This window comes from Nocardia sp. NBC_00508, from assembly GCF_036346875.1.
In the GTDB taxonomy this organism is placed as follows: domain Bacteria; phylum Actinomycetota; class Actinomycetes; order Mycobacteriales; family Mycobacteriaceae; genus Nocardia.
Genome location: NZ_CP107852.1, coordinates 5,953,484 through 5,972,414, shown reverse-complemented (window position 1 = coordinate 5,972,414; position 18,931 = coordinate 5,953,484). Strand labels below are relative to the sequence as shown.

General features: G+C 69.6%; 18 protein-coding genes and 1 pseudogene. 2 read left to right on the top strand and 17 right to left on the bottom strand.

All coding sequences use genetic code 11. The features are described 5' to 3' along the window. The first annotated feature begins 267 nt into the window (after positions 1-267). Positions 268-4,452 (top strand): ATP-dependent RNA helicase HrpA, encoded by a 4,185-nt coding sequence (gene hrpA / locus OHA40_RS26775; RefSeq protein ID WP_330229615.1) that lies wholly within the window; start codon positions 268-270, stop codon positions 4,450-4,452. Position 4,453: 1 nt separating this feature from the next. On the opposite strand, the gene nrdR is transcribed toward hrpA, so the two are convergent. The 3 genes from nrdR to OHA40_RS26760 form a co-directional block, all read right to left on the bottom strand. After that, complete coding sequence (nrdR, locus tag OHA40_RS26770; protein ID WP_330234396.1) at positions 4,454-4,924, bottom strand: transcriptional regulator NrdR; 471 nt, start codon at positions 4,922-4,924, stop codon at positions 4,454-4,456. A 210-nt stretch (positions 4,925-5,134) separates the two neighbouring features. Continuing rightward, entirely contained in the window at positions 5,135-6,388 is a 1,254-nt protein-coding gene (locus OHA40_RS26765; RefSeq protein ID WP_330229614.1) for a hypothetical protein, read from the bottom strand. Positions 6,389-6,510: 122 nt separating this feature from the next. Beyond that, positions 6,511-6,978: a hypothetical protein gene (locus OHA40_RS26760; RefSeq protein ID WP_330229613.1), complete on the bottom strand. Its 468-nt coding sequence runs from the start codon at positions 6,976-6,978 to the stop codon at positions 6,511-6,513. A 278-nt stretch (positions 6,979-7,256) separates the two neighbouring features. Between OHA40_RS26760 and lexA the strand changes: the two genes are divergently transcribed. Beyond that, entirely contained in the window at positions 7,257-7,973 is a 717-nt protein-coding gene (gene lexA / locus OHA40_RS26755) for a transcriptional repressor LexA (RefSeq protein WP_442943821.1), read from the top strand. A gap of 168 nt (positions 7,974-8,141) precedes the next feature. Here the strand turns inward: lexA and OHA40_RS26750 are convergent, their stop codons facing one another. The 14 genes and pseudogenes from OHA40_RS26750 to OHA40_RS26690 form a co-directional block, all read right to left on the bottom strand. After that, positions 8,142-8,378 carry a hypothetical protein gene (locus OHA40_RS26750; protein WP_330229612.1) on the bottom strand — a complete coding sequence of 79 codons (237 nt, stop codon included), beginning with the start codon at positions 8,376-8,378 and terminating at the stop codon, positions 8,142-8,144. Between the two features lie 40 nt (positions 8,379-8,418). After that, positions 8,419-9,168, bottom strand: a complete 750-nt coding sequence (locus OHA40_RS26745; RefSeq protein ID WP_330229611.1) for a DUF6390 family protein — start codon at positions 9,166-9,168, stop codon at positions 8,419-8,421. A gap of 35 nt (positions 9,169-9,203) precedes the next feature. Next, on the bottom strand, positions 9,204-10,280 hold the full coding sequence (gene hypE, locus OHA40_RS26740) for a hydrogenase expression/formation protein HypE (protein WP_330229610.1): 1,077 nt from the start codon (positions 10,278-10,280) through the stop codon (positions 9,204-9,206). Then, positions 10,273-11,385, bottom strand: coding sequence for a hydrogenase formation protein HypD (gene hypD, locus OHA40_RS26735; RefSeq protein ID WP_330229609.1), 1,113 nt, complete (start codon positions 11,383-11,385; stop codon positions 10,273-10,275). Before hypD ends, hypE begins: the two co-directional genes overlap by 8 nt. Beyond that, positions 11,382-11,708 (bottom strand): HypC/HybG/HupF family hydrogenase formation chaperone, encoded by a 327-nt coding sequence (locus OHA40_RS26730; protein ID WP_067473178.1) that lies wholly within the window; start codon positions 11,706-11,708, stop codon positions 11,382-11,384. Before OHA40_RS26730 ends, hypD begins: the two co-directional genes overlap by 4 nt. A gap of 16 nt (positions 11,709-11,724) precedes the next feature. Beyond that, positions 11,725-14,118, bottom strand: a complete 2,394-nt coding sequence (locus OHA40_RS26725) for a carbamoyltransferase HypF (protein WP_330229608.1) — start codon at positions 14,116-14,118, stop codon at positions 11,725-11,727. After that, positions 14,115-14,357: a HypC/HybG/HupF family hydrogenase formation chaperone gene (locus tag OHA40_RS26720; protein WP_330229607.1), complete on the bottom strand. Its 243-nt coding sequence runs from the start codon at positions 14,355-14,357 to the stop codon at positions 14,115-14,117. Before OHA40_RS26720 ends, OHA40_RS26725 begins: the two co-directional genes overlap by 4 nt. Before the next feature lie 87 nt (positions 14,358-14,444). Continuing rightward, positions 14,445-14,903, bottom strand: a pseudogene (locus OHA40_RS26715) (hydrogenase maturation protease); the annotation flags it as partial. 13 nt (positions 14,904-14,916) lie between these two features. Further along, positions 14,917-15,234 (bottom strand): hypothetical protein, encoded by a 318-nt coding sequence (locus tag OHA40_RS26710; RefSeq protein WP_330229605.1) that lies wholly within the window; start codon positions 15,232-15,234, stop codon positions 14,917-14,919. 22 nt (positions 15,235-15,256) lie between these two features. Next, a complete protein-coding gene (locus OHA40_RS34785) occupies positions 15,257-15,376 on the bottom strand; it encodes a DUF6893 family small protein (RefSeq protein WP_442943819.1) in 120 nt (39 codons plus the stop codon). 13 nt (positions 15,377-15,389) lie between these two features. Continuing rightward, positions 15,390-16,718 (bottom strand): hypothetical protein, encoded by a 1,329-nt coding sequence (locus OHA40_RS26705; RefSeq protein ID WP_330229604.1) that lies wholly within the window; start codon positions 16,716-16,718, stop codon positions 15,390-15,392. After that, the gene (locus OHA40_RS26700) at positions 16,715-17,362 is read right to left on the bottom strand and encodes a DUF6084 family protein (protein WP_330229603.1); all 648 of its coding nucleotides are present in this window, start codon (positions 17,360-17,362) and stop codon (positions 16,715-16,717) included. Before OHA40_RS26700 ends, OHA40_RS26705 begins: the two co-directional genes overlap by 4 nt. Continuing rightward, positions 17,359-17,988 (bottom strand): DUF5947 family protein, encoded by a 630-nt coding sequence (locus tag OHA40_RS26695; RefSeq protein ID WP_330234394.1) that lies wholly within the window; start codon positions 17,986-17,988, stop codon positions 17,359-17,361. The genes OHA40_RS26700 and OHA40_RS26695 overlap by 4 nt, the downstream gene beginning before the upstream one ends. Positions 17,989-17,990: 2 nt before the next feature. Then, positions 17,991-18,908 carry a NifU family protein gene (locus OHA40_RS26690; protein WP_330229602.1) on the bottom strand — a complete coding sequence of 306 codons (918 nt, stop codon included), beginning with the start codon at positions 18,906-18,908 and terminating at the stop codon, positions 17,991-17,993. Positions 18,909-18,931 lie beyond the last annotated feature (23 nt).

The window sequence follows — 18,931 nt, the reverse complement described above, 5'->3', positions numbered from 1 at the left end:
CCTTGGTCTCGTGCCCCGGCGGGTGCCGCGACGCCACGCCGAACGCTCGATCAGGGCGAACGCCATCGAACCGCGCGGCTCACGGCACGGCCACCTGCCGCGCCGGCATCCGCATTCTCTCGGCCGATCTTCGCACATCGACGACGACGAGAGCGGGCTCGAGCAGGCGCCTGGCACCCGCTCGGCAACACTGGCACCCGCTCGGCACGCGCGCCCACCGCCTGGGAGAAATATCCGTTGGCGGGTTTCGCTAGGCTGGTCGATGCAATGACCAGGACAGCCGCCACCGATTCCCGCGAACTTCGCACCCGTCTGGCGAATCTCTCCCTTCGCGACGAACACCGGCTGCGGCGTCGGCTCGACCGGGCCCGCGACGGCGACCTGAGCGCGGTCGCAGCCGAGATCGCGGCGGCCGAACTCCGGGTCGAGGCGCGCCGCGCCGCGGTGCCGCAGGTCCGTTATCCGGAGCAACTGCCGGTCAGCGCCCGCCGCGACGACATCGCCGCGGCCATCGCAGCACACCAGGTCGTGATCGTCGCGGGCGAGACCGGTTCGGGCAAAACCACCCAGATTCCCAAGATCTGCCTGGAGCTCGGCCGCGGCATCCGCGGCACCATCGGGCACACCCAGCCGCGCCGACTGGCCGCGCGCACCGTGGCCGAGCGCATCGCGGAGGAACTCGGCACCGAACTCGGCGACGTCGTCGGCTACACGGTCCGCTTCACCGACCAAGCCTCCGAGCAGACGCTGATCAAGCTGATGACCGACGGCATCTTGCTCGCCGAGATCCAGCGCGACCGGCTGCTGCGCCGCTACGACACGATCATCATCGACGAGGCGCACGAACGCAGCCTCAATATCGACTTCCTGCTCGGCTATCTCGAGCAGCTGCTCCCCCGCCGGCCCGACCTCAAGGTGATCATCACCTCGGCGACGATCGATCCGGAACTGTTCGCCAGGCATTTCGCGGACGAGAAAGGCACCCCCGCACCGATTGTCGAGGTCTCCGGTCGCTCGTACCCGGTGGAGATTCGCTATCGGCCGCTCGCGCTGGAGCTTCCGGCCGCCACCGGCGACGAGGACGACGAGGACACCAGGATCGTCGACCGGGACCCGGTGGACGCGATCGGTGACGCGGTCACCGAATTGTTCGCCGCGGGCGATGGCGACGTGCTGGTGTTCCTGTCCGGTGAACGGGAGATCCGCGACACCGCCGACGCGCTACGGGATCTGAAGTTGCCGCGCACCGAGATCCTCCCGCTGTACGCCCGGCTGTCCACCGCCGAGCAGCATCGGGTGTTCGCCCCGCATACGGGGCGGCGGGTGGTGCTGGCGACCAACGTCGCCGAGACCTCGCTGACGGTGCCGGGTATCCGGTACGTCGTCGACCCGGGGACCGCGCGGATCTCGCGGTACTCGATGCGGACCAAGGTGCAGCGCTTGCCGATCGAACCGGTGTCGCAGGCGTCGGCGCGGCAGCGGTCCGGCCGTTGCGGCCGGGTGGCCGACGGTATCTGCATCCGGCTGTACTCCGAGGACGACTTCGAGTCCCGGCCCGCCTTCACCGAACCCGAGATCCTGCGTACCAACCTGGCCGCCGTCATCCTGCAGATGACCGCGCTCGGACTCGGTGACATCGAGAACTTCCCGTTCGTGGAGGCTCCGGACCGTCGCGCGATACGCGACGGCATCGCCCTGCTCGAAGAACTCGGGGCACTCGCGCGCGACGGCAAATCCACACCTCAGGCGAATATCGCTGTGGCACAGCCAGATACGCGACAACGGGATGGTGACCGCCCAGACAAGGTAAGCCACCGTGACGGCGACACCCGTTTGTCGCTGACGCCGATCGGGCGCGAGATGGCCCAACTTCCGGTCGATCCCAGGATGGCGCGAATGCTGGTGGAAGCGCACCGCAACGGCTGTCTGGCCGACGTGCTCGTCATCGTCGCGGCGCTATCGATCCAGGACGTGCGGGAGCGTCCTGCCGAGCACCAGCAGGCCGCCGACACCAAGCACGCGCGGTTCACCGTCGAGGGTTCGGACTTCCTGGCCTACCTGCGGCTGTGGGAGTATCTCGGCGGGCAGCGCAAGACGTTGTCGTCCAACCAGTTCCGGCGCATGTGCCGGGAGGAGTTCCTGCATTACCTGAGGATCCGGGAATGGCAGGACCTGCACGGGCAACTGCGCACGATCACCAAGGGCCTCGGATGGTCGGCTCATGCGGACGGATCGGCCGCCACCCCGCGCCGCGGCGACGCCGAGGCCGCGACGCCGGATCGCAAGTCCGACAACCGAGCACGCCGGAATGAGCCGGCACGCACGCGGGGCGACGGAAGATCAGGCGCCGGCCGCGGCCGGTCCGCCACCGCGGCAGCGAGCGACAACGACGATGCCCCCTGGGATTCCACCGCCATTCATCAGGCGCTGCTGGCGGGCATGCTGTCGCACATCGGGGTCAGGGAGGCGGAGTCCAGGGAGTTCCTCGGCGCGCGCAACGCCAAGTTCATGATCTTCCCCGGTTCGTCGCTGGCGAAGAAACCGCCCCGCTGGGTCATGGCAGCCGAGCTGGTCGAGACATCGCGTCTGTGGGGCCGGATGACCGCGAAGGTCGAGCCCGAATGGGCCGAACGACTCGCGGGCGAGCTGGTCAAACGAATCTATTCCGAGCCGCACTGGTCGGCCAAGCGGGGCGCGGCGCGCGCCTACGAGCGCGTCACCCTGTACGGCATCCCGCTGGTCACCGGCAGACCCGTCGATTACGGCCGCATCGATCCCGAGTTGTCGCGTGAGCTGTTCATCAGACACGCCCTGGTCCAGGGCGAGTGGCAGACCCGGCACGAGTTCTTCCACCGCAACCGCGCGCTGCTCGACGACGTCGCCGACCTGGAGCACCGGGCGCGCCGCCGCGACATCCTCGTCGACGACGAGGCCTTGTACGCGTTCTACGACAAACGCCTGCCCGCCGATATCGTCTCGGTCCGTCACTTCGACAGCTGGTGGCGCACCGCACGACGCACGGACCCCGCGCTGCTGGACTTCTCGACCGACACGGTGATCAACGAGGGCGCCGCCGCCCTGGACCCGGCGGACTTCCCCGACTCCTGGCGTCAAGGCGAGCTCAGCTTCCCGCTCACCTACCAGTTCGAGCCGGGCAACGACGACGACGGCGTGACGGTACGCATCCCGGTCGAACAGCTCGCGCACGTGCGGGCCGTCGGTTTCGACTGGCTGGTGCCCGGAATGCGCGATGAGCTCGCCGCGGCGCTGATCAAGACATTGCCGAAGACGTTGCGCCGCACTGTCGTCCCCGCGCCGGACTTCGCCGCCGCCGCCCTGGCCGCTCTGACTCCGCGCGCCGAGCCGCTGCGCACCGGATTGGCGCGCGAGCTGTCCCGATTGGGTTCGGTCTCGATCGCCCCCTCCGACTTCGATCCCTCCGCGCTGCCCGATCACCTGCGCATGACCTTCGCCGCCGTCGGCGGCGACGGTACGGCGATCGCTCGCGGCAAGAGCCTCTCCGCACTGAAAACGCGGTTGGCCGAACAGGTTTCCGCCTCCGTCGCCCGGGCCACGGCGGGTGCGGAACGCCCGCCCGCAACGGTGTGGACGTCCGAGTCGCTCGGCACCCTCGCGCCGACAGTGCGCCGGGAGGTGGCCGGTCAGACCGTCACGGGATATCCAGCGCTGGTCGCGGAAGGCGACGGCGTAGCGGTCCGGGTGCTGAGCTCGCCTGCCGAACAGACCGCCGCGATGCGCCTGGGTACCAGGGCGCTGCTACTGCGTGCGCTGCCCGCCTCGGTCCGCACCGCTACCGCGGGTCTATCGCCCACGGACCGGCTCGCGTTGAGCCAGAACCCGTACGGCTCGCTGGAGGCGCTGATCGAGGACTGCCGCGCGGCCGCCGCCGACGAGCTGCTGGCCGGCGCCGGTGGTCCGGTGCACAGCCCGGCGGAGTTCGATGCGCTCGTCGCCCGGATTCGTCCGGACTTCGCCGCCACGGTAGCGCGCTTCGTTCGCCTGGTTGTGCCGATTCTCGCGGCGGCCCATCAGGTTTCGGTAGCACTGGCGCGGACGAGCGAGCGCGACATCGCCGACGACGTGCGCGACCAGCTCGACAACCTGGTCTTCCGCGGCTTCGTCGCCGAGTGGGGCGGCACCAGGCTGCGTGAGCTTCCCCGCTACCTGCAGGCGGCGCAGCTGCGCCTGGAAGCGTTGCCCGGCTCGGCGGTTCGCGATCGTCAGGGCATGGCCGAACTCGATCGGGCGCTGGCCGCCTACGACCGCCTGCTCGGATCGCTGCCCGAACACCGCAAGCACGCGCCCGCGGTCGCGGACCTCTGGTGGATGATCGAGGAATTCCGCGTCAGCCTGTTCGCGCAGAAGCTCGGTACCCCGTTCCCGGTGTCGGCCAAGCGAATCGAAAAGGCCATCGCGGCGATTCGGCGCTGAGTCAGTCGGCGGCCGACAGCGCCTCGGCGCGGGCCTGCCGCATCTCCCTGATCTCGCGTTCGAAATCCTCGGCCGAGGTGAACGATCGGTAGACCGAGGCGAACCGAAGGTAGGCCACCTCGTCCAAATCACGCAGCGGCCCCAGGATGGCCAGGCCCACCTCGTGGCTGGGCACCTCCGGAGAACCCTTGGCGCGCACCGTGTCTTCGACCTGCTGCGCGAGCAGGTTCAGCGCGTCGTCATCGACCTCGCGGCCCTGGCACGCGCGGCGTACGCCACGGATGACCTTCTCGCGACTGAACGGCTCGGTGACCCCGCTGCGCTTGACCACGGACAGGATCGCGGTTTCCACCGTGGTGAACCGCCGACCACACTGCGGGCAGGCGCGGCGACGGCGAATGGCCGCGCCTTCGTCGGCTTCGCGCGAGTCCACGACCCTGGAGTCCGGGTGTCGGCAGTACGGGCAATGCATCCGAGAAATCCTTCGTCGATGCGCGTGCTCGCGTCCGGACCGGCCACCGATCGCGATGATCGTTCCGGCGAGCACGTGTACAGGAGGTCTATACCCCGGCACCAAGTATTCCCCGTTCGACACGCGGAATACCTGCATAACACTTCGAGAATACCCGTCTGGGTGCCCGGATCGTCCCACTCCCTCCCGGCTACCGCGGGATCGATCGGCTCATCCGGCGATCTGCCAGTGCGCGGTCAGGTCCGTGAGAAGGTCCGGCAACCGTGCCGCCAGGCGGCCGCGGGCGAGTTTGCTCCGGAGCGGCTCGCCGAGGACCGCGCCCGCCAGAACGGCGTCGGTTTCCATGTCGATGTGGCGCGGCACCAGGTCACCGGTGATGTACTCCCAGCGGGTCGCGCGGTCGGCCCAGTTGAAATCGGGCAGCGGGGCGCGCAGCGCCAGGCTGCGGCCCGACACATCGACGCGAACCACCGTGGGGGCGAACACGCCGGGTGCGCGGACGCCCGGGACGCCGGGTTTGCCCACGACGGTGCTGACATAGGTCAGAACGCGGCCGATGGGTGCACGGCCCGCCGCCGTTTCGTCCCACTGGTCGGCGACGATGTCGTTCTGCTCCCGGTCGGTCATCCGGATCAACGCGTCGATGTAGCCGTCCCGGGTGCCCGCGGCGATCGACTCCCAGGCCGCGTGGATGCCGTCGTCGAGCACGCCCGCCGCGTACATCTCGTCGATCCCGCGCATGCCCAGCGCGGCGTACGCCTCGTGCATCGGCACCAGGTCGGTGAAGATGTGCTTTTGCATGATCATCAAGCGGGTCTGGTACCAGGTGACGTCCTCGGCGCTCAGCCGGGAGCCCTCGGTGGCCAGCAGCCGGATGTCCTCCGGCAGCGCACCCACCAATTCCGCCGGGGTGGCGCGCAACAGATCGGCCATGGCGTTGCCGAGCTGATGGATGCCCGGCACGTCCAGGACGATCCCCGCATCGCCCATGTCGAAGAATCCGGAGGCGAACGATCCGCCCGCGATCCCGGCCAGGCCCGCCCAATAGAACTCCGGATGCCGCGTGGCCAGCCGCAGATAGTTGACGTACACCTGGCTGAATGTGCGTTCGTTCGCCCGCGGGCCACGACCGGGATCCCAGGCCGCCAGGTCGATGGCGGCGTTGCGGGTGGCGACCACCAACCAATACTGGTGTAGCAGCGTCGCGTAACGGCGTGGAGCCACGCCGTCGGTCCGCGCCTCGTGCACCGCCTGCGCCAGAATCGATTCATCCAGCGGCAGAAGTGGATTCAGGCCACCCCCGCCCGCGCCGTCACCATTGACGGAGGGCAGATCGAGATAGGCCGCGTAGACGGGTTCGGCTTGCGCGGTCTGCTGCGTGCCGAGTCCGAAGACGAGGCACAGCGACAACGCGGCGGCGCGAGCGAAGAGGCGGACCGAGCGGCCGGCGGTGCGACGTGTCATGTGCTGAAAAGTCCCGACATCGTTCGGGCAGTGTTGCCCAGATCACTTTCTCAGCACGGTAGCAACACGTTCTAGTTTGACGATCAACAATTCCGGCCGCCTCCAGTGGCCGCTTTCCCCGGTCAGCGCGGGTGCGCCTCGCCATGCCCCTCCGCGCCGTCCACCACCGCGGGGGCCGATCCACCGGATGCGCCACCCCAGTCGCCCGAGCGCGCGTGCGCCAGCGCGATGAGCCCCGCCACCACCAAGGCGGTGAGCAGCGCCGCGACGGCTAGCGCGGCGAACCCGATCTGCGCCTGCTCGACGCGACGCATCGGATGCACTCCGGAGGCCTGCGTGCGCACGAAAGCCCTTGCGCCGGTGCCATATCCGGCCACACCGCCATCAGGACGCGAATCGCGCGGGCGCCGATCGACCGCGGACCGATGCGTGGGCGTCAACGCCCTCGAGCGCGTACCGCCACACAGCACTCGCCGGGCGGTGTCATACCCCAGATCGTCCTCCGCCGGATCGAGATCGACGACGCGGCGAGCGAGCGCCGCGTCCGTCCCGCCGATCGGTGGGGTGGTCTCGCTGATCGCAGTACTCATCGGACAAACCTCCGTAGTGGGTGCTCCGCCGCCGTTCGAGCCGATGCTCGCTGTTCGAACACATGTTCACCGCATATTCGATCATGTGTTCGAAGAACTGATGTTCGATTTCTACCACGGCCCGCCGACAAAGTCAGCAGAAACACCCCGACATGCGTCGAACAGATGTTTGATACATCGGCGTTACCGGACTAGATTCGAAGGACCGAAGACTTGACAAGCCAGGAACACACGCGCCGGGCGGGCCGGCCGGGGCACAGCAGGAAAGGGCGGTTGCGGTGAGGCACACAGACGACACGGGGGACGAGACCGAAATCGGCGCCGACTCGACGGGTGCCGGGGCGGAACTCACCGTGCGTCAGCGCAAGGTGCTGGAGGTGATCCGGACCTCGGTGAGCGAACGCGGCTACCCGCCGAGCATCCGGGAGATCGGCGACGCCGTGGGGCTCACGTCCACCTCGTCGGTGGCCCATCAGCTGCGGGCCTTGGAGCGCAAGGGCTACCTGCGCCGCGATCCGAATCGGCCACGCGCGGTGGACGTCCGGGGCCTGGACGAAGCGGTGCGGTCCGTGACCAGCTTGCCGGGCGCCGCGGCGGACGACGCCGACGCCGAGCGGCCGGTGCCGACGTTCGTCCCGGTGCTGGGCCGCATCGCCGCCGGTGGTCCGATCCTGGCCGAGCAGGCCGTAGAGGACGTGTTCCCGCTGCCGCGTGAACTGGTCGGCGACGGTTCGCTGTTCCTGCTGAAGGTGGTCGGACAGTCCATGATCGACGCCGCGATCTGCGACGGCGACTGGGTGGTCGTACGGCAACAGAACGTCGCCGACAACGGCGAGATCGTCGCGGCGATGATCGATGGCGAGGCCACGGTGAAGACCTTCAAGCGCACCGGCAAGGACGTCTGGCTGATGCCGCACAATCCGGTCTTCGAGCCGATCCCCGGCAACGACGCCCAGATCCTCGGCAAGGTCGTCACGGTCATCCGCAAGATCTGACCACCCGGGTGGCGAAAGACCAAGGGCCGCGCAGGGATCGCGCGGCCCTTCGCCATGCCGGACCGCACCGTAGGCGAGCCTCCGCGGCACGACGTCATCGCCGCTCATCGTTGCTGCCGTGGTGAGGCATGCCGGATGCTTCGGGCCCGCCGGTCGAGCCCGGGTACATCAGGTGGTGAATACGCAACTCTGGTAGCTCTTGTCCGTGTACGTGCTGGAATTCGGGTTCAGATAGTCGGAATCGCCCTGACCATCACGCCGCGTATAGAGGCGAACGGTGGCATTGGTCCGGTTGTCCACCGAACCTTTTCCGATGTCGATGTTGTAGGTCCGGTACTCGTCCGGATTTTCGATCTCACCGGGGTAGCCCGAGGCATTCTGGTAGGAGAAGGTTCCGACAGCCATGTTCTTACCTCCGATTCTCGACGCCAGAGAACAACTTTCCTCACCGAGACACCGGCCGCGCCGCTGCGCGGGCGAGCCGCCGATTGGTGGCCTCCAACTGACGCACCGTCCCCGCTTCCAGAGCGGGCACTTGCGCTTCGTCGAGGCGTCCGCATAGTCGCCCCCAGTGCACCGCGACCCGCTCCCCTCCCGACACGTCCGGCACGGCCGCATAACCGTCCACCCGAATCGGCATGTGCCGCACCGTTTCCGGTGACAAGCCCAGACGCTGTCCGTCCCAATGGAGTCTGCGACAACGCAGCGCGATCTCGGTATCGGTACGGTCGAGCACCGTTCCCCAGGTGATCCGGCAGCTGTCGAGCACGTGCAGAGGATGCTCCGAACCGTGGCCGAGCAGCCGCGACCACGGGTATACGCCGAAGACGTGGAAGCAATGGTTGGCCGCAGCCTCCTCGGACAGCTGGGGGTTCAAGTGCGTCCAGTACCCGCCCGCGACCGGGCCGAGGAGTGCCAGCAGCTCGGCGGTGAACTCGGCGGGCTCCAGGGCAGCGCCCACCCCGCCGCCCAGCCAGTAGGACTCGACGAGGCGGCGATCCAGCGGATCGGCGATGCCGGTCATCCTCGCCATCACCTGGAGATAGGGCCATGCGCCGGTGAACCGGCGCGCCACCGCACGCACCTGCTCGTCCGACCCGTCCCGCAGTGCGGCCGCGTCGGGTGGCCCGCAGTAGCCGAGCCGATTGGGCGCGTAGGCGTACCGGGCGAACATCTCCGCTCCGCCACCGGACATCAGCAGGACCTTTCACCGATTTCGAATCCGCCGGGTCAGCAGATTCGCGGAAGCTGTTCGCCTGCGGGCAGATCCACCACGCGGGTGCCGCCGAGCGCCGTGCGAGCCACCACCATCCCGGGATGCTCGGCGACGCACTGGCCGATTGCCGCGGCCTGCGCACCCAGCGGGTGTTGCCGCATGGCCGCGAGCACGCGGTCGGCGTCCTCGGGAGCGACGAATGCCAGGAGCTTGCCCTCGTTGGCCACGTACATGGGGTCCAGCCCGAGCAGCCCACAGGCATCGCGCACCGCGTCGGGCACCGGAAGGCGCCGCTCGTCCAGCGCCACACCGGTATTCGCGGCGCGGGCGATCTCGTTCAGCGACGCCGCGACGCCGCCACGGGTGGGATCGCGCAGCACATGTACATCGGCGCCGGTGGCCAGCATCGCGGCCACCAACCCGTGCAGTGGCGCGGTGTCGCTGAGCACGGTGGTACCGAACTCCAGTCCCTCGCGACAGCTGAGCACCGCCACGCCGTGCACGCCGATATCCCCACTGACCAGCACGACGTCACCTGGGGTCGCGCGCTGCGGCCGGATGTCCACATGGGGGTCTACCAGACCGATTCCGGTGGTGTTGAGGTAGATCCCGTCACCGTGCCCGGCATCGACGACTTTGGTATCGCCGGTGACCAACTGGACCTCGGCCGCCAAGGCCGCGGTGCCGACGTCCTGCGCGATGCGGGCGATGTCGGCGAGCGCGGTGCCCTCCTCCAGGATGAACGCGGTGGACAGCACCATCGGGCGCGCACCGGACATGGCCAGGTCGTTGACCGTGCCGTTGACCGCGAGCTCGCCGATCGTGCCGCCGGGGAACACGATCGGCTTGACCACGAACGAATCGGTGGAGAAGGCCAGCCGCGCGCCGCCGAGCGTGACCACCGCGGAGTCGCCCAGATCCGCGTGCGCGGCCGCGCCGAACGCGGGCAGGAACAAATGCTCGATCAGCTCGCCGGACATGGCACCGCCGCCGCCGTGGCCCATCACGATGTTCGGCGAGTCCCGCAGCGGCATCGGGCAGACCCAGCCCTCCATGTCGATCGTCGCTGGGGCGGCGCCTTCCTCACGCATGAGCCACCGCCGCGGGCAGATCCAGCCGCCGGTACAGGTAGTAGGCCGCGCACGCGCCCTCGGAGGAGACCATGGTGGCGCCCAACGGGTTTCGCGGCGTGCACTGCTTGCCGAAGGCCGCGCATTCGTTCGGTTTGATCAATCCCTGCAACACTTCGCCGGAGCGGCAGATCGTCGACTCGGCGGTGTGCAGGTCTCCGACGGCGAACCGGTGTTCGGCATCGAATTCGCGGTAGCGCTCCGACAGCTGCCAGCCGCTGCGCGGGATCACGCCGATGCCGCGCCAGGCCCGGTCGGTGACGTCGAAGACGTCCTGCAGCATGGCCTTCGCCGCGGGGTTGCCCGCCGCGGACACCGCGCGCGGATAGGCGTTCTCCAGTTCGTGCCTGCCCGATTCCAGTTGCAGCACGGTGCGCCGGATGCCCTCCAGGATGTCCAGCGGCTCGAAGCCGGTGACCACCATCGGGACCCGGTACTTCTCGGCGAGCGGCGGGTATTCGTGGGTACCCATCACGGTGCAGACGTGTCCGGCGGCGAGGAAGCCCTGCACCCGGCAGGTTGGCGATTCCATGATCGCGGCGATGGCCGGTGGGACGAGCACGTGCGACACCAGTAGCGAGAAGTTCCGGATGCCGAGCCGCTTCGCCTGGTACACGGTCATGGCGTTGGCCGGGGCAGTGGTTTCGAAGCCGATGCCGAAGAACACGACTTCGCGGTCGGGATTCTCCTTGGCCAGGTTGAGCGCGTCCAGCGGCGAGTAGACCACCCGGACGTCGCCGCCCTCGCTCTTGACCTGGAACAGGTCCTTGGCGCTGCCGGGCACGCGCAGCATGTCACCGAACGAGCAGAAGATCACCCCCGGCCGCGCGGCGATCTCCAGCGCCTTGTCGATCACCTCGAGCGGGGTGACGCAGACCGGGCAGCCGGGGCCGTGGATCATCTCGATCTGGTCGGGCAGCAGCTGGTCGATGCCGTGGCGGATGATCGAATGGGTCTGTCCGCCACAGACTTCCATGATCGCCCAGCGACGGCTGGTCGCGGCGCGGATCCGATCGAGCAGGCGCCGGGCCAGCTCGGGGTTGCTGAATTCGTCCAGATACTTCATGACGTCGCCTCCGGTTCCTCGCGTGGTGGCTCGGCGGCGGGGTTCTGCACACCCGCCTGCTTTGCGGCGATCTCGAACCCGTCGCCGAATTCCTCGTTCAGTACGCCCAGGTGCTCGAACTCGGCCAGGGTGCGCAGTGCGGACTCCTCATCCAGCCGCTGGATCGCGAAGCCGACATGGACCACGACATAGTCACCGACCGCCGCGTCCGGGATGTATTGCAGGCACACGTCCTTGTGCACACCGCCGAAATCGACGACCGACATCAACGTGCCGTCCCGCTCGTGCAGGCTGAGCACTTTGCCTGGTACCGCAAGACACATCGTTGTTCTCCTTCGCTCATCCCTCGCTGCACGCGAGGAGTTGCCCGAACGCGAGGCCGCCGTCGTTGGGCGGCAGTCGGCGGTGGGTGATCACGGTGAAACCGTTGTCCCGCAGCGACGCACACGCTCGTGCGAGCAGCAGGGCGTTCTGGAAGACGCCGCCGGACAGCGCGACCATCGTCGCCGGGGCGGCGTAGCGGAGCGCGAGATCGAGCACCAGCCGGGCCAGGGCGGCGTGGAACCGCGCGCCCACCACCTCGGCCGGTTCCCCCGCGCGCACGTCGGACACGACGGCCGCGAGCACCGGGGCGGGATCGATGACGGCGGGATCGCCGTCATCGATGGGGAACCGGTATTCGGTGGAGTCTTCCGCGCTGCGGCGTGACAGCCCCTCCAGCTCGATCGCCGCCTGGGCCTCGTAGTCGACCACGTGCCGTACCCCGCACAGCGAGGACACCGCGTCGAACAGCCGGCCCATGCTCGAGGTGGGCGCGCAGCCCAGCCCGGTCCGGAACTGGTGGGCCAGCACGGATCGCTCGTCGGCCGGACATGCCGCGACCGCGGGAATCTCCTCCACCCAGTCGATCCCGGCCGCCCACAGGTGCGCCAGCGCCATCCGATAGGGCCTGCGCACCGCGAGATCGCCGCCTGCCAGCGGCACGTACCTCAGATGGGCGAGGCGCCGGTAACCCTTGTAGCCCGCGAGCAGGACCTCGCCGCCCCACACCGCGCCGTCCGGACCGAACCCGGTGCCGTCGAAGGCGATGCCGACCACCTGCTCGGTCGGGCCGAGTCCGTGCTCGCCCATCACGGCGGCGATGTGCGCGTGGTGGTGCTGCACGGTGTACACCGATCGCTCGCCCGCGTGCCTGCGCGCCCACGCGGTGGAGCGGTAGCCGGGATGGGCGTCGGCGACCAGCTGCACCGGAGCCACCCCCGTGAGCGCAGTGAGGTGACGCTGCGCGGTGTCGAAGGACCGCAGCGTCGCCAGATCGTCCATGTCGCCGATGTGCTGGCTGAGCCAGGCGTAGCGGCCGTCGGCCACGGCACAGGTGTTCTTCAGGTCGGCGCCCACGGCGAGCGTCGGCGGCAGCGGCACCGGCAGCATCAGTGGTAGCGGCGCGTAGCCGCGCGAGCGCCGGACCGGCAGTTCGTGGCCGTCGAGGGGGCGCACCACCGAGTCGTCGCAGGGCACCAGGATGCGCCGGTTGTGCGATAGCCACCCGTCGGCCAGTCCGGCCAAGCGGGTGCGGGCGTCGTCGTCCTCGTAGCAGATCGGTTCGCCACCGAGATTGCCCGAGGTCATCACGAGCACCTGCGGGCCGGGCGAATCGCCGGGCAGTCCGAACAGCAGCAGGTGCAGCGGGGTGTAGGCGAGCATGACACCCAGGTCCGGATTGCCGGGCGCGACCGACGCGGCCGGGACCGGGCGGCGAGGCGAGCCCGGCGCGACGGGTTCTCCCGTCCTCGGCGGTCCGACGGCATCGCCTGAGCCGGAAGCGGGCCCGGATGTTCCCGAAGCACCGGCCGCGCCATCCGATTCCACCAGCGTGGACCGGCGGGCGAGCAGGACGATCGGCCGGGCGGGGCTGGTCAGCAGTGCCTCGGCCGCGTCGTCGACCGCGACGATGGTGCGCGCGGTGACGAGGTCGGGCACCATCACGGCGAAAGGCTTGTCACCGCGGCGTTTACGGCTGCGCAACTGGGCGACAGCCGCCTCGTTCGTGGCGTCGCAGGCGAGGTGGTATCCGCCGATGCCCTTGACCGCCAGAATCCCGCCCGTGCGTAGCAGCTCCCGCGCGGCCGCCAGCGGCGAACCGGTGCCCGGCCCCGAGTAGCTCAGGGTCGGACCGCAGTCGGGGCAGGCGATCGGCTGCGCGTGAAAGCGCCGGTCGGCGGGGTCGGCGTATTCCCGTGCGCAACGGTCGCACATGGCGAAGTCCGCCATGGAGGTGCGCTCACGGTCGTAGGGCAGGCTCGCGATGATGGTGAATCGCGGACCACAGTTGGTGCAGTTGACGAATGGGTGGCGATAGCGGCGGTCGGCGGGGTCACGCAGCTCACGTTCGCAGTCGGCGCAGAGGGCGACATCGGGTGAGGCCAGCGTACGACCGCCACCGTCGGAGGTGGTCCCGGCGATGTGGAAGCCGGTGCCGCCGCGCACGGCGATATCGGCCTGCTCGACCGACTCGATCACCGCCAGCGGCGGTGGCCGCAGGTGCAGCCGCTCGGTGAAAGCTTCCAAATCCGCTGGCGCGCCCTCGATTTCGATGACGACCCCGCTGCTGTCGTTGCTCACCCTGCCGGACAGGGCCAGTTCGGCCGCGGTGGTGTAGACGAACGGGCGAAACCCGACGCCCTGGACCACCCCACGCACGACCAGTCGCCGCCGCAGCCGCGCGGCGGTCATGGCTGGTCTCCGCGTTGCAGCAGGCGCAGCCCGTCCATGGCCGCCGCGGCACCCGCCTCGTCGGTCTTCTCCACCGCGAAACCCATGTGGATGATGACCCAGTCGCCCGGTCGCGCCGGATCGTCGTCGAGCAGGCCGATATTGACCTTCCGCTGCTCGCCGGACACGTCGACCAAAGCGATCTGGTCGTGGTAGCCCTCGGGGATTTCCAGCACCCGCCCGGGGATGCCGAGACACATCGGTCAGTCCTCCTGTCGCACTGTGGCCGGCGGATGCGGCAAGGTGTCGTCTCGCGCCCTGCCGTGGTGTGCCGTCCCGGCGTCACCGGAACGTGCGACCGGTGCACCGAGCAGTTCGGCGAGCACACCGCCGATGGCGGCGACCGCCTCGTCGACCGCGGCGGCGACCGGTGCGGACAGGCCGATGCCCTCGTCCACGCAGGCGACCTGGCAGCCGACCACGACGGTCGGCGGCAGCGCACCGCCCAGCGCGCGCACTCCGGCGAAGACAGCGGCCGGAGTCATCGCGTGCGCGTCGAGATGCGCGGGGTCGCCGTCCTCCGGCGCGGCGCGGAAGACCTCGACGCGGCCGGGCGCTCCGCGGCCGGGCACGGCGTCCACCAGTACCAGCGCGTCCCAGGGATCGAGCAGGTCGTAGGCGAGGTGCATGCCGCGGATGCCGTAGTCCACCGCGCGCACCCCCGGGTGGTGCGGCAGGCGCCGCACCACCTCCGGTCCGAATCCGTCGTCGCCCAGGAAGATGTTGCCGATCCCGGCGATCAGCACCGTGGCCGTGGGCTCACCCCTCCCCCTCGGTCGGCGCCGTCGCGCCGCCGACGTCCGCGTCGTCGACCTTGCCCGTTGCCGTCTCGTCGGGCGCGTTGGCGGTCTGCTTACGTCCTTCGTAGGGCGGGGTTGCCGGTTCGGCGCCGGAGGGGGGCGACGAGGTGAACTCGGCCTCCCGTTCCGCGTCGGTGCCGTGGGCGGAGGTGGTCTCCTCGTGGCCGATGTCCCCCGGCTTCCGTTCGGCCGGTCCCCCGGCGACAGTGTCGGCGCCGGTGTCGCGCGAACCCGGCGCTCCGCGAGCCGGCTGTGGCTCTTCGCGTTGCTCACCCATGATGTTCCTTTCCGGTCGTCCACTACATGTGCCGGATCTTCAGGTATCGCCTTAGATCCGGTATCGCCCGCACACCCAGGTACAGGCCCACCCCCGCCAGTACGGCGACGATGGCCGTCGACACCACTCCCACTGCTTCCATAGCGAACGTCCTTTCACTTCTCGGGATCTTCGAGCGGTTCCAGTTCGTCGGGCGCGAAATACAGGTAGCGGCCATACCATTCGTGCAGATCGGCCGCCGGGTCGTCGTCCAGGACCACCCCGACGTGCGCCCGCCCGTCCACGTCCTCGTGCACCGACACGACCCGTGCGCACATGCCGTCGAAGAACAGGTCCTGCGCGTCGGCCCGCCGGGAGGGATGCAGCCGGACCCGGCTGCCCTGGCGCACCAGCACGCCCGCGACCGGCACCGCATCGGCCTCCGGGCGAACGGCGCTGTCGGCCAGCGGATCCCACCAATCGACGCCATCGGGGATCTCCGGAATCAGCCGGGGACGATCGGGGTGCGGATCGCGCAGGACGCCGTGCAACTGCTGCATCGCCTCGGGTGTCATGCCCTCGCAGCGGTCGATGATCTCCGCCGCGCGCGGATCGGTGGCACGCGCCCGCGCCTTCTCCGCGTCGGTCATCGTCAGCACGCGCAGGGTGAGGATCTCGTCGATCTCGGTGGAGTCGAACAGCGCGCCCTCGCTCTGCTCGGCGATCTCCGGATGGTCGTAGAGGATGATCGGCGAGATGAGCAGCATGCTGTAGTCGCCGGGTGGCCCGGCGAGCACGGGAAAGCAGCGGCGCCGCTCGCAGCGGCCGACCGCGGCCGCGGCATCGGGCGGCGGGTCCAGCAGCGAAACGAACTGGCCGCCGGTGATCTCCGCGATGACGTGCGCGCCGATCAGCGAGCGGGCGATGGCGTCGCGCTGGTCGGCCGGGGGCGGGCCCTCGTTGCGCAGCACCAGGGTCAGCCGCAAGTAGCCGTCGTCGCAGTCGGTCGCGAGCGTCAGTTCGCCCGCGAGCGGCAGCCGGGTCCGCACCAACGCACCCTCCGCCGGACCGGCGTCCCCCGAGATCTGCTCGGTCTCGGTTCCGCCCGGAATACGCAGTGGCCGAACGATATTCGCGGGCGCGACCGGACCGACGACGATCTCCTGCTCGACCGCCTCGTCCCAGGACAGCCACGACCGCTGCCCCTCGGTCAGCTCGGCGACGGGCGAGCCGTCGGCATCCACCACTTGTCTGCGCTGGAGCTGAAGAAAGCGGATCGTGAGGGCGACTTGCGGGTTCTCGCCCGGATCGATCAGGCACTGCGCCGACAGCGTCGACTCCTCGCCGAACCCGGTCGCGGCGGCACCCTCCGGTCCGAGCACGCCGAACTGCCACCGCGACTGGTTCTTGCGCGCGTCGGCTCGGTAGGGGTAGAGCAGGTACCCCTCGTAGAGCACGGCGTCGGCCACGGCGCGGGCGCGGGCGCGGGATTCGGCGGTGGTCACGGGAGCTCCTCGGAGCGAGCCAGCAGCCGGGTCACCGCGTCGTCGAAGCCGAGCAGGCCGTGGCCGGATTTGTAGGCGGCGAGCGCGCCGAGGGTGTCCTTGTGCAGGCGCAACCAGCCCGAGTTGGGGAAGTGCGCGGCCATCAGGTCGTGCCAGACCGAGACCGGCATGTCGAACTTGTCTTCGCGATCCCAGGGAATCTGCTGGATGGCGAATCCCCCACTGCCCTTGATGAAGACCGTCCCGCTGAACAGGAACAGCAGCGGAACCACGCCGTCGCGCAACGCGTGCAGATACTTCGATCCGCTCACCTCGAAGTCGTAGGTACACGGCATCGGCAGATCGATCTCCGCGCCCCCGGTGAACCCGGGAATCATGGTGGCGCAGTGCATCCAGAGGAACGAGCGCTGGGTGTCGCGCCACCGCTCCCGCGGACCGAACAAGTCGACCAGCCCCGCGGCCTCTTCGTCGGAGTAGCCGCGGCGGAACGGCTCGATGCGCACCTGCGCGCGTAACGCGATGGCGTGCACGGGTTCCTCCGCGAGCGCGGCGATGCCGACTCGCGCGGACAGGATCGGCGCCGCGGCGTACGGCTCCGGCTTCATCGCGAGCACGGCGAAGGTCGTGGAGTAGACCGGGCTCATGCCGCACCGCCGGGTGTCGCGCGCGCCGACGCGGCGGCGAAGAACTCGTCCAGGTAGCGCCGCACGTCCTGGCCGCCGTCGAATCCGCGCCACAGCAGCCGCATCCGGCCGACGAATTCGTAGCACGCGTCGATCGGCAGCAGCAGGCACCCGGCCTGCTCGGTTCCTCGTTCGGGCATCCGGATCAGCAGCGCCTCCACGTCCGGGGCGAGCACGTCCAGCTCGGGATGTCGCTGGAGCATCGAGTCCCACGCCGCCAGCGGCAGTTCCGATTCGGTGGCGCCCGCCGGGCCGGGATAGAACGCCACCATCCGCCCCAGCGCGGAGTTGCGGAAGAAGAACGCCAGACCCACCGGTATCTCCAGCGTGTCCCATTCCGCCTGGCTGATCGTGACATCGGGAAACGCGAGATACCGATCCGGCACCGCCCGATAACGTAGCTGCGCGTTCTGGTCGACGAACAGCAGATAGCAGCCGCGGCATACGCACATCAGCTGCCTGCCTTCGACGTTCACCACGTGCTGGTGCTCGTCGGCGATCGGCTCTGCACACATTTCGCACCGTTCGCCGGCCCGGGGCGGGGGCGTGCGATCGGCGGCGATCCGCTGCAACGCGCGGAACGGCATGGTCACCCGTGCACCCCCACCGGCACCGCCACCGACAGCTCGCCGGAGCGCAGGAGGACCGGCAACGGCTCCAGGTGCCCGTCACCGTCGACGCGGGCGCCCGCGTGCACGACGTCGAAGTGCGCCCGGCAGGTCGGGCACCGCAGCACCGCGTCGCCGACCGGGAATCCGAGGCGGCGCTCCAGGGCCGCGCCCGCGAGCGAGTTGTCGCATCCCGGGCAGTGGTCCCGGTAGGCGTACACGTCTTCGCCCACCCGGCAGGCCAGCACCGTCAGCCCGGCGACGGCGAAACCGCCCACCTCGCCCGCGCGCAGCTCGGCCAGCTCCGGGACCGCGACCCAGTTGCCGGATCGGCCGCCCGCGTGCACCCGGGAGAACAGCGAGTCGGCGGAGATCACCCCCGCCGACTCCGTCTGCGCGGCGACGACTTCGATGGACTCGATTTCCGGCGCCGCCGCCCGCACCGCGTCCTCGACGGCCAGCTCCAATGTCACCGACGACGACGGACAGCTGCGACAGCTGCCGTCGAGCGCCAAGCGGACCACGCCGTCGGTGACGTCGACGAGGTGGACGTCGCCGCCGTGCGAGCCGAGATAGGGGCGCACGCTGTCCAGCGCCGTCCGCACCCGGGTCGCCACGTCGTGCGGGTGCAGCCCGTGCACGAGCAGCAGGCTCGCGACCAAGTCGTCGCGCGCCAGCCGCTCGATCGCCTCGGCGTCGAGCAGCCGCAGCACACGGGTCAGCCCCGCACCGTAGAGTTCGACGATCTCGCGCACGAGTTGCTCGGCGCGCTCGCGGGCGAGCACACCGCCCGCCGAACTCGCCTCCAGCAAGGTCTCGATGCGATCCCCGGCTTCGCGCCAGCGGGATTCACCGAGCGTTGCGTCGTCCTGGTCGTCCAGGCGATCCTCCACCGTCACCTCCGGTCGGTTACTCGACGCGG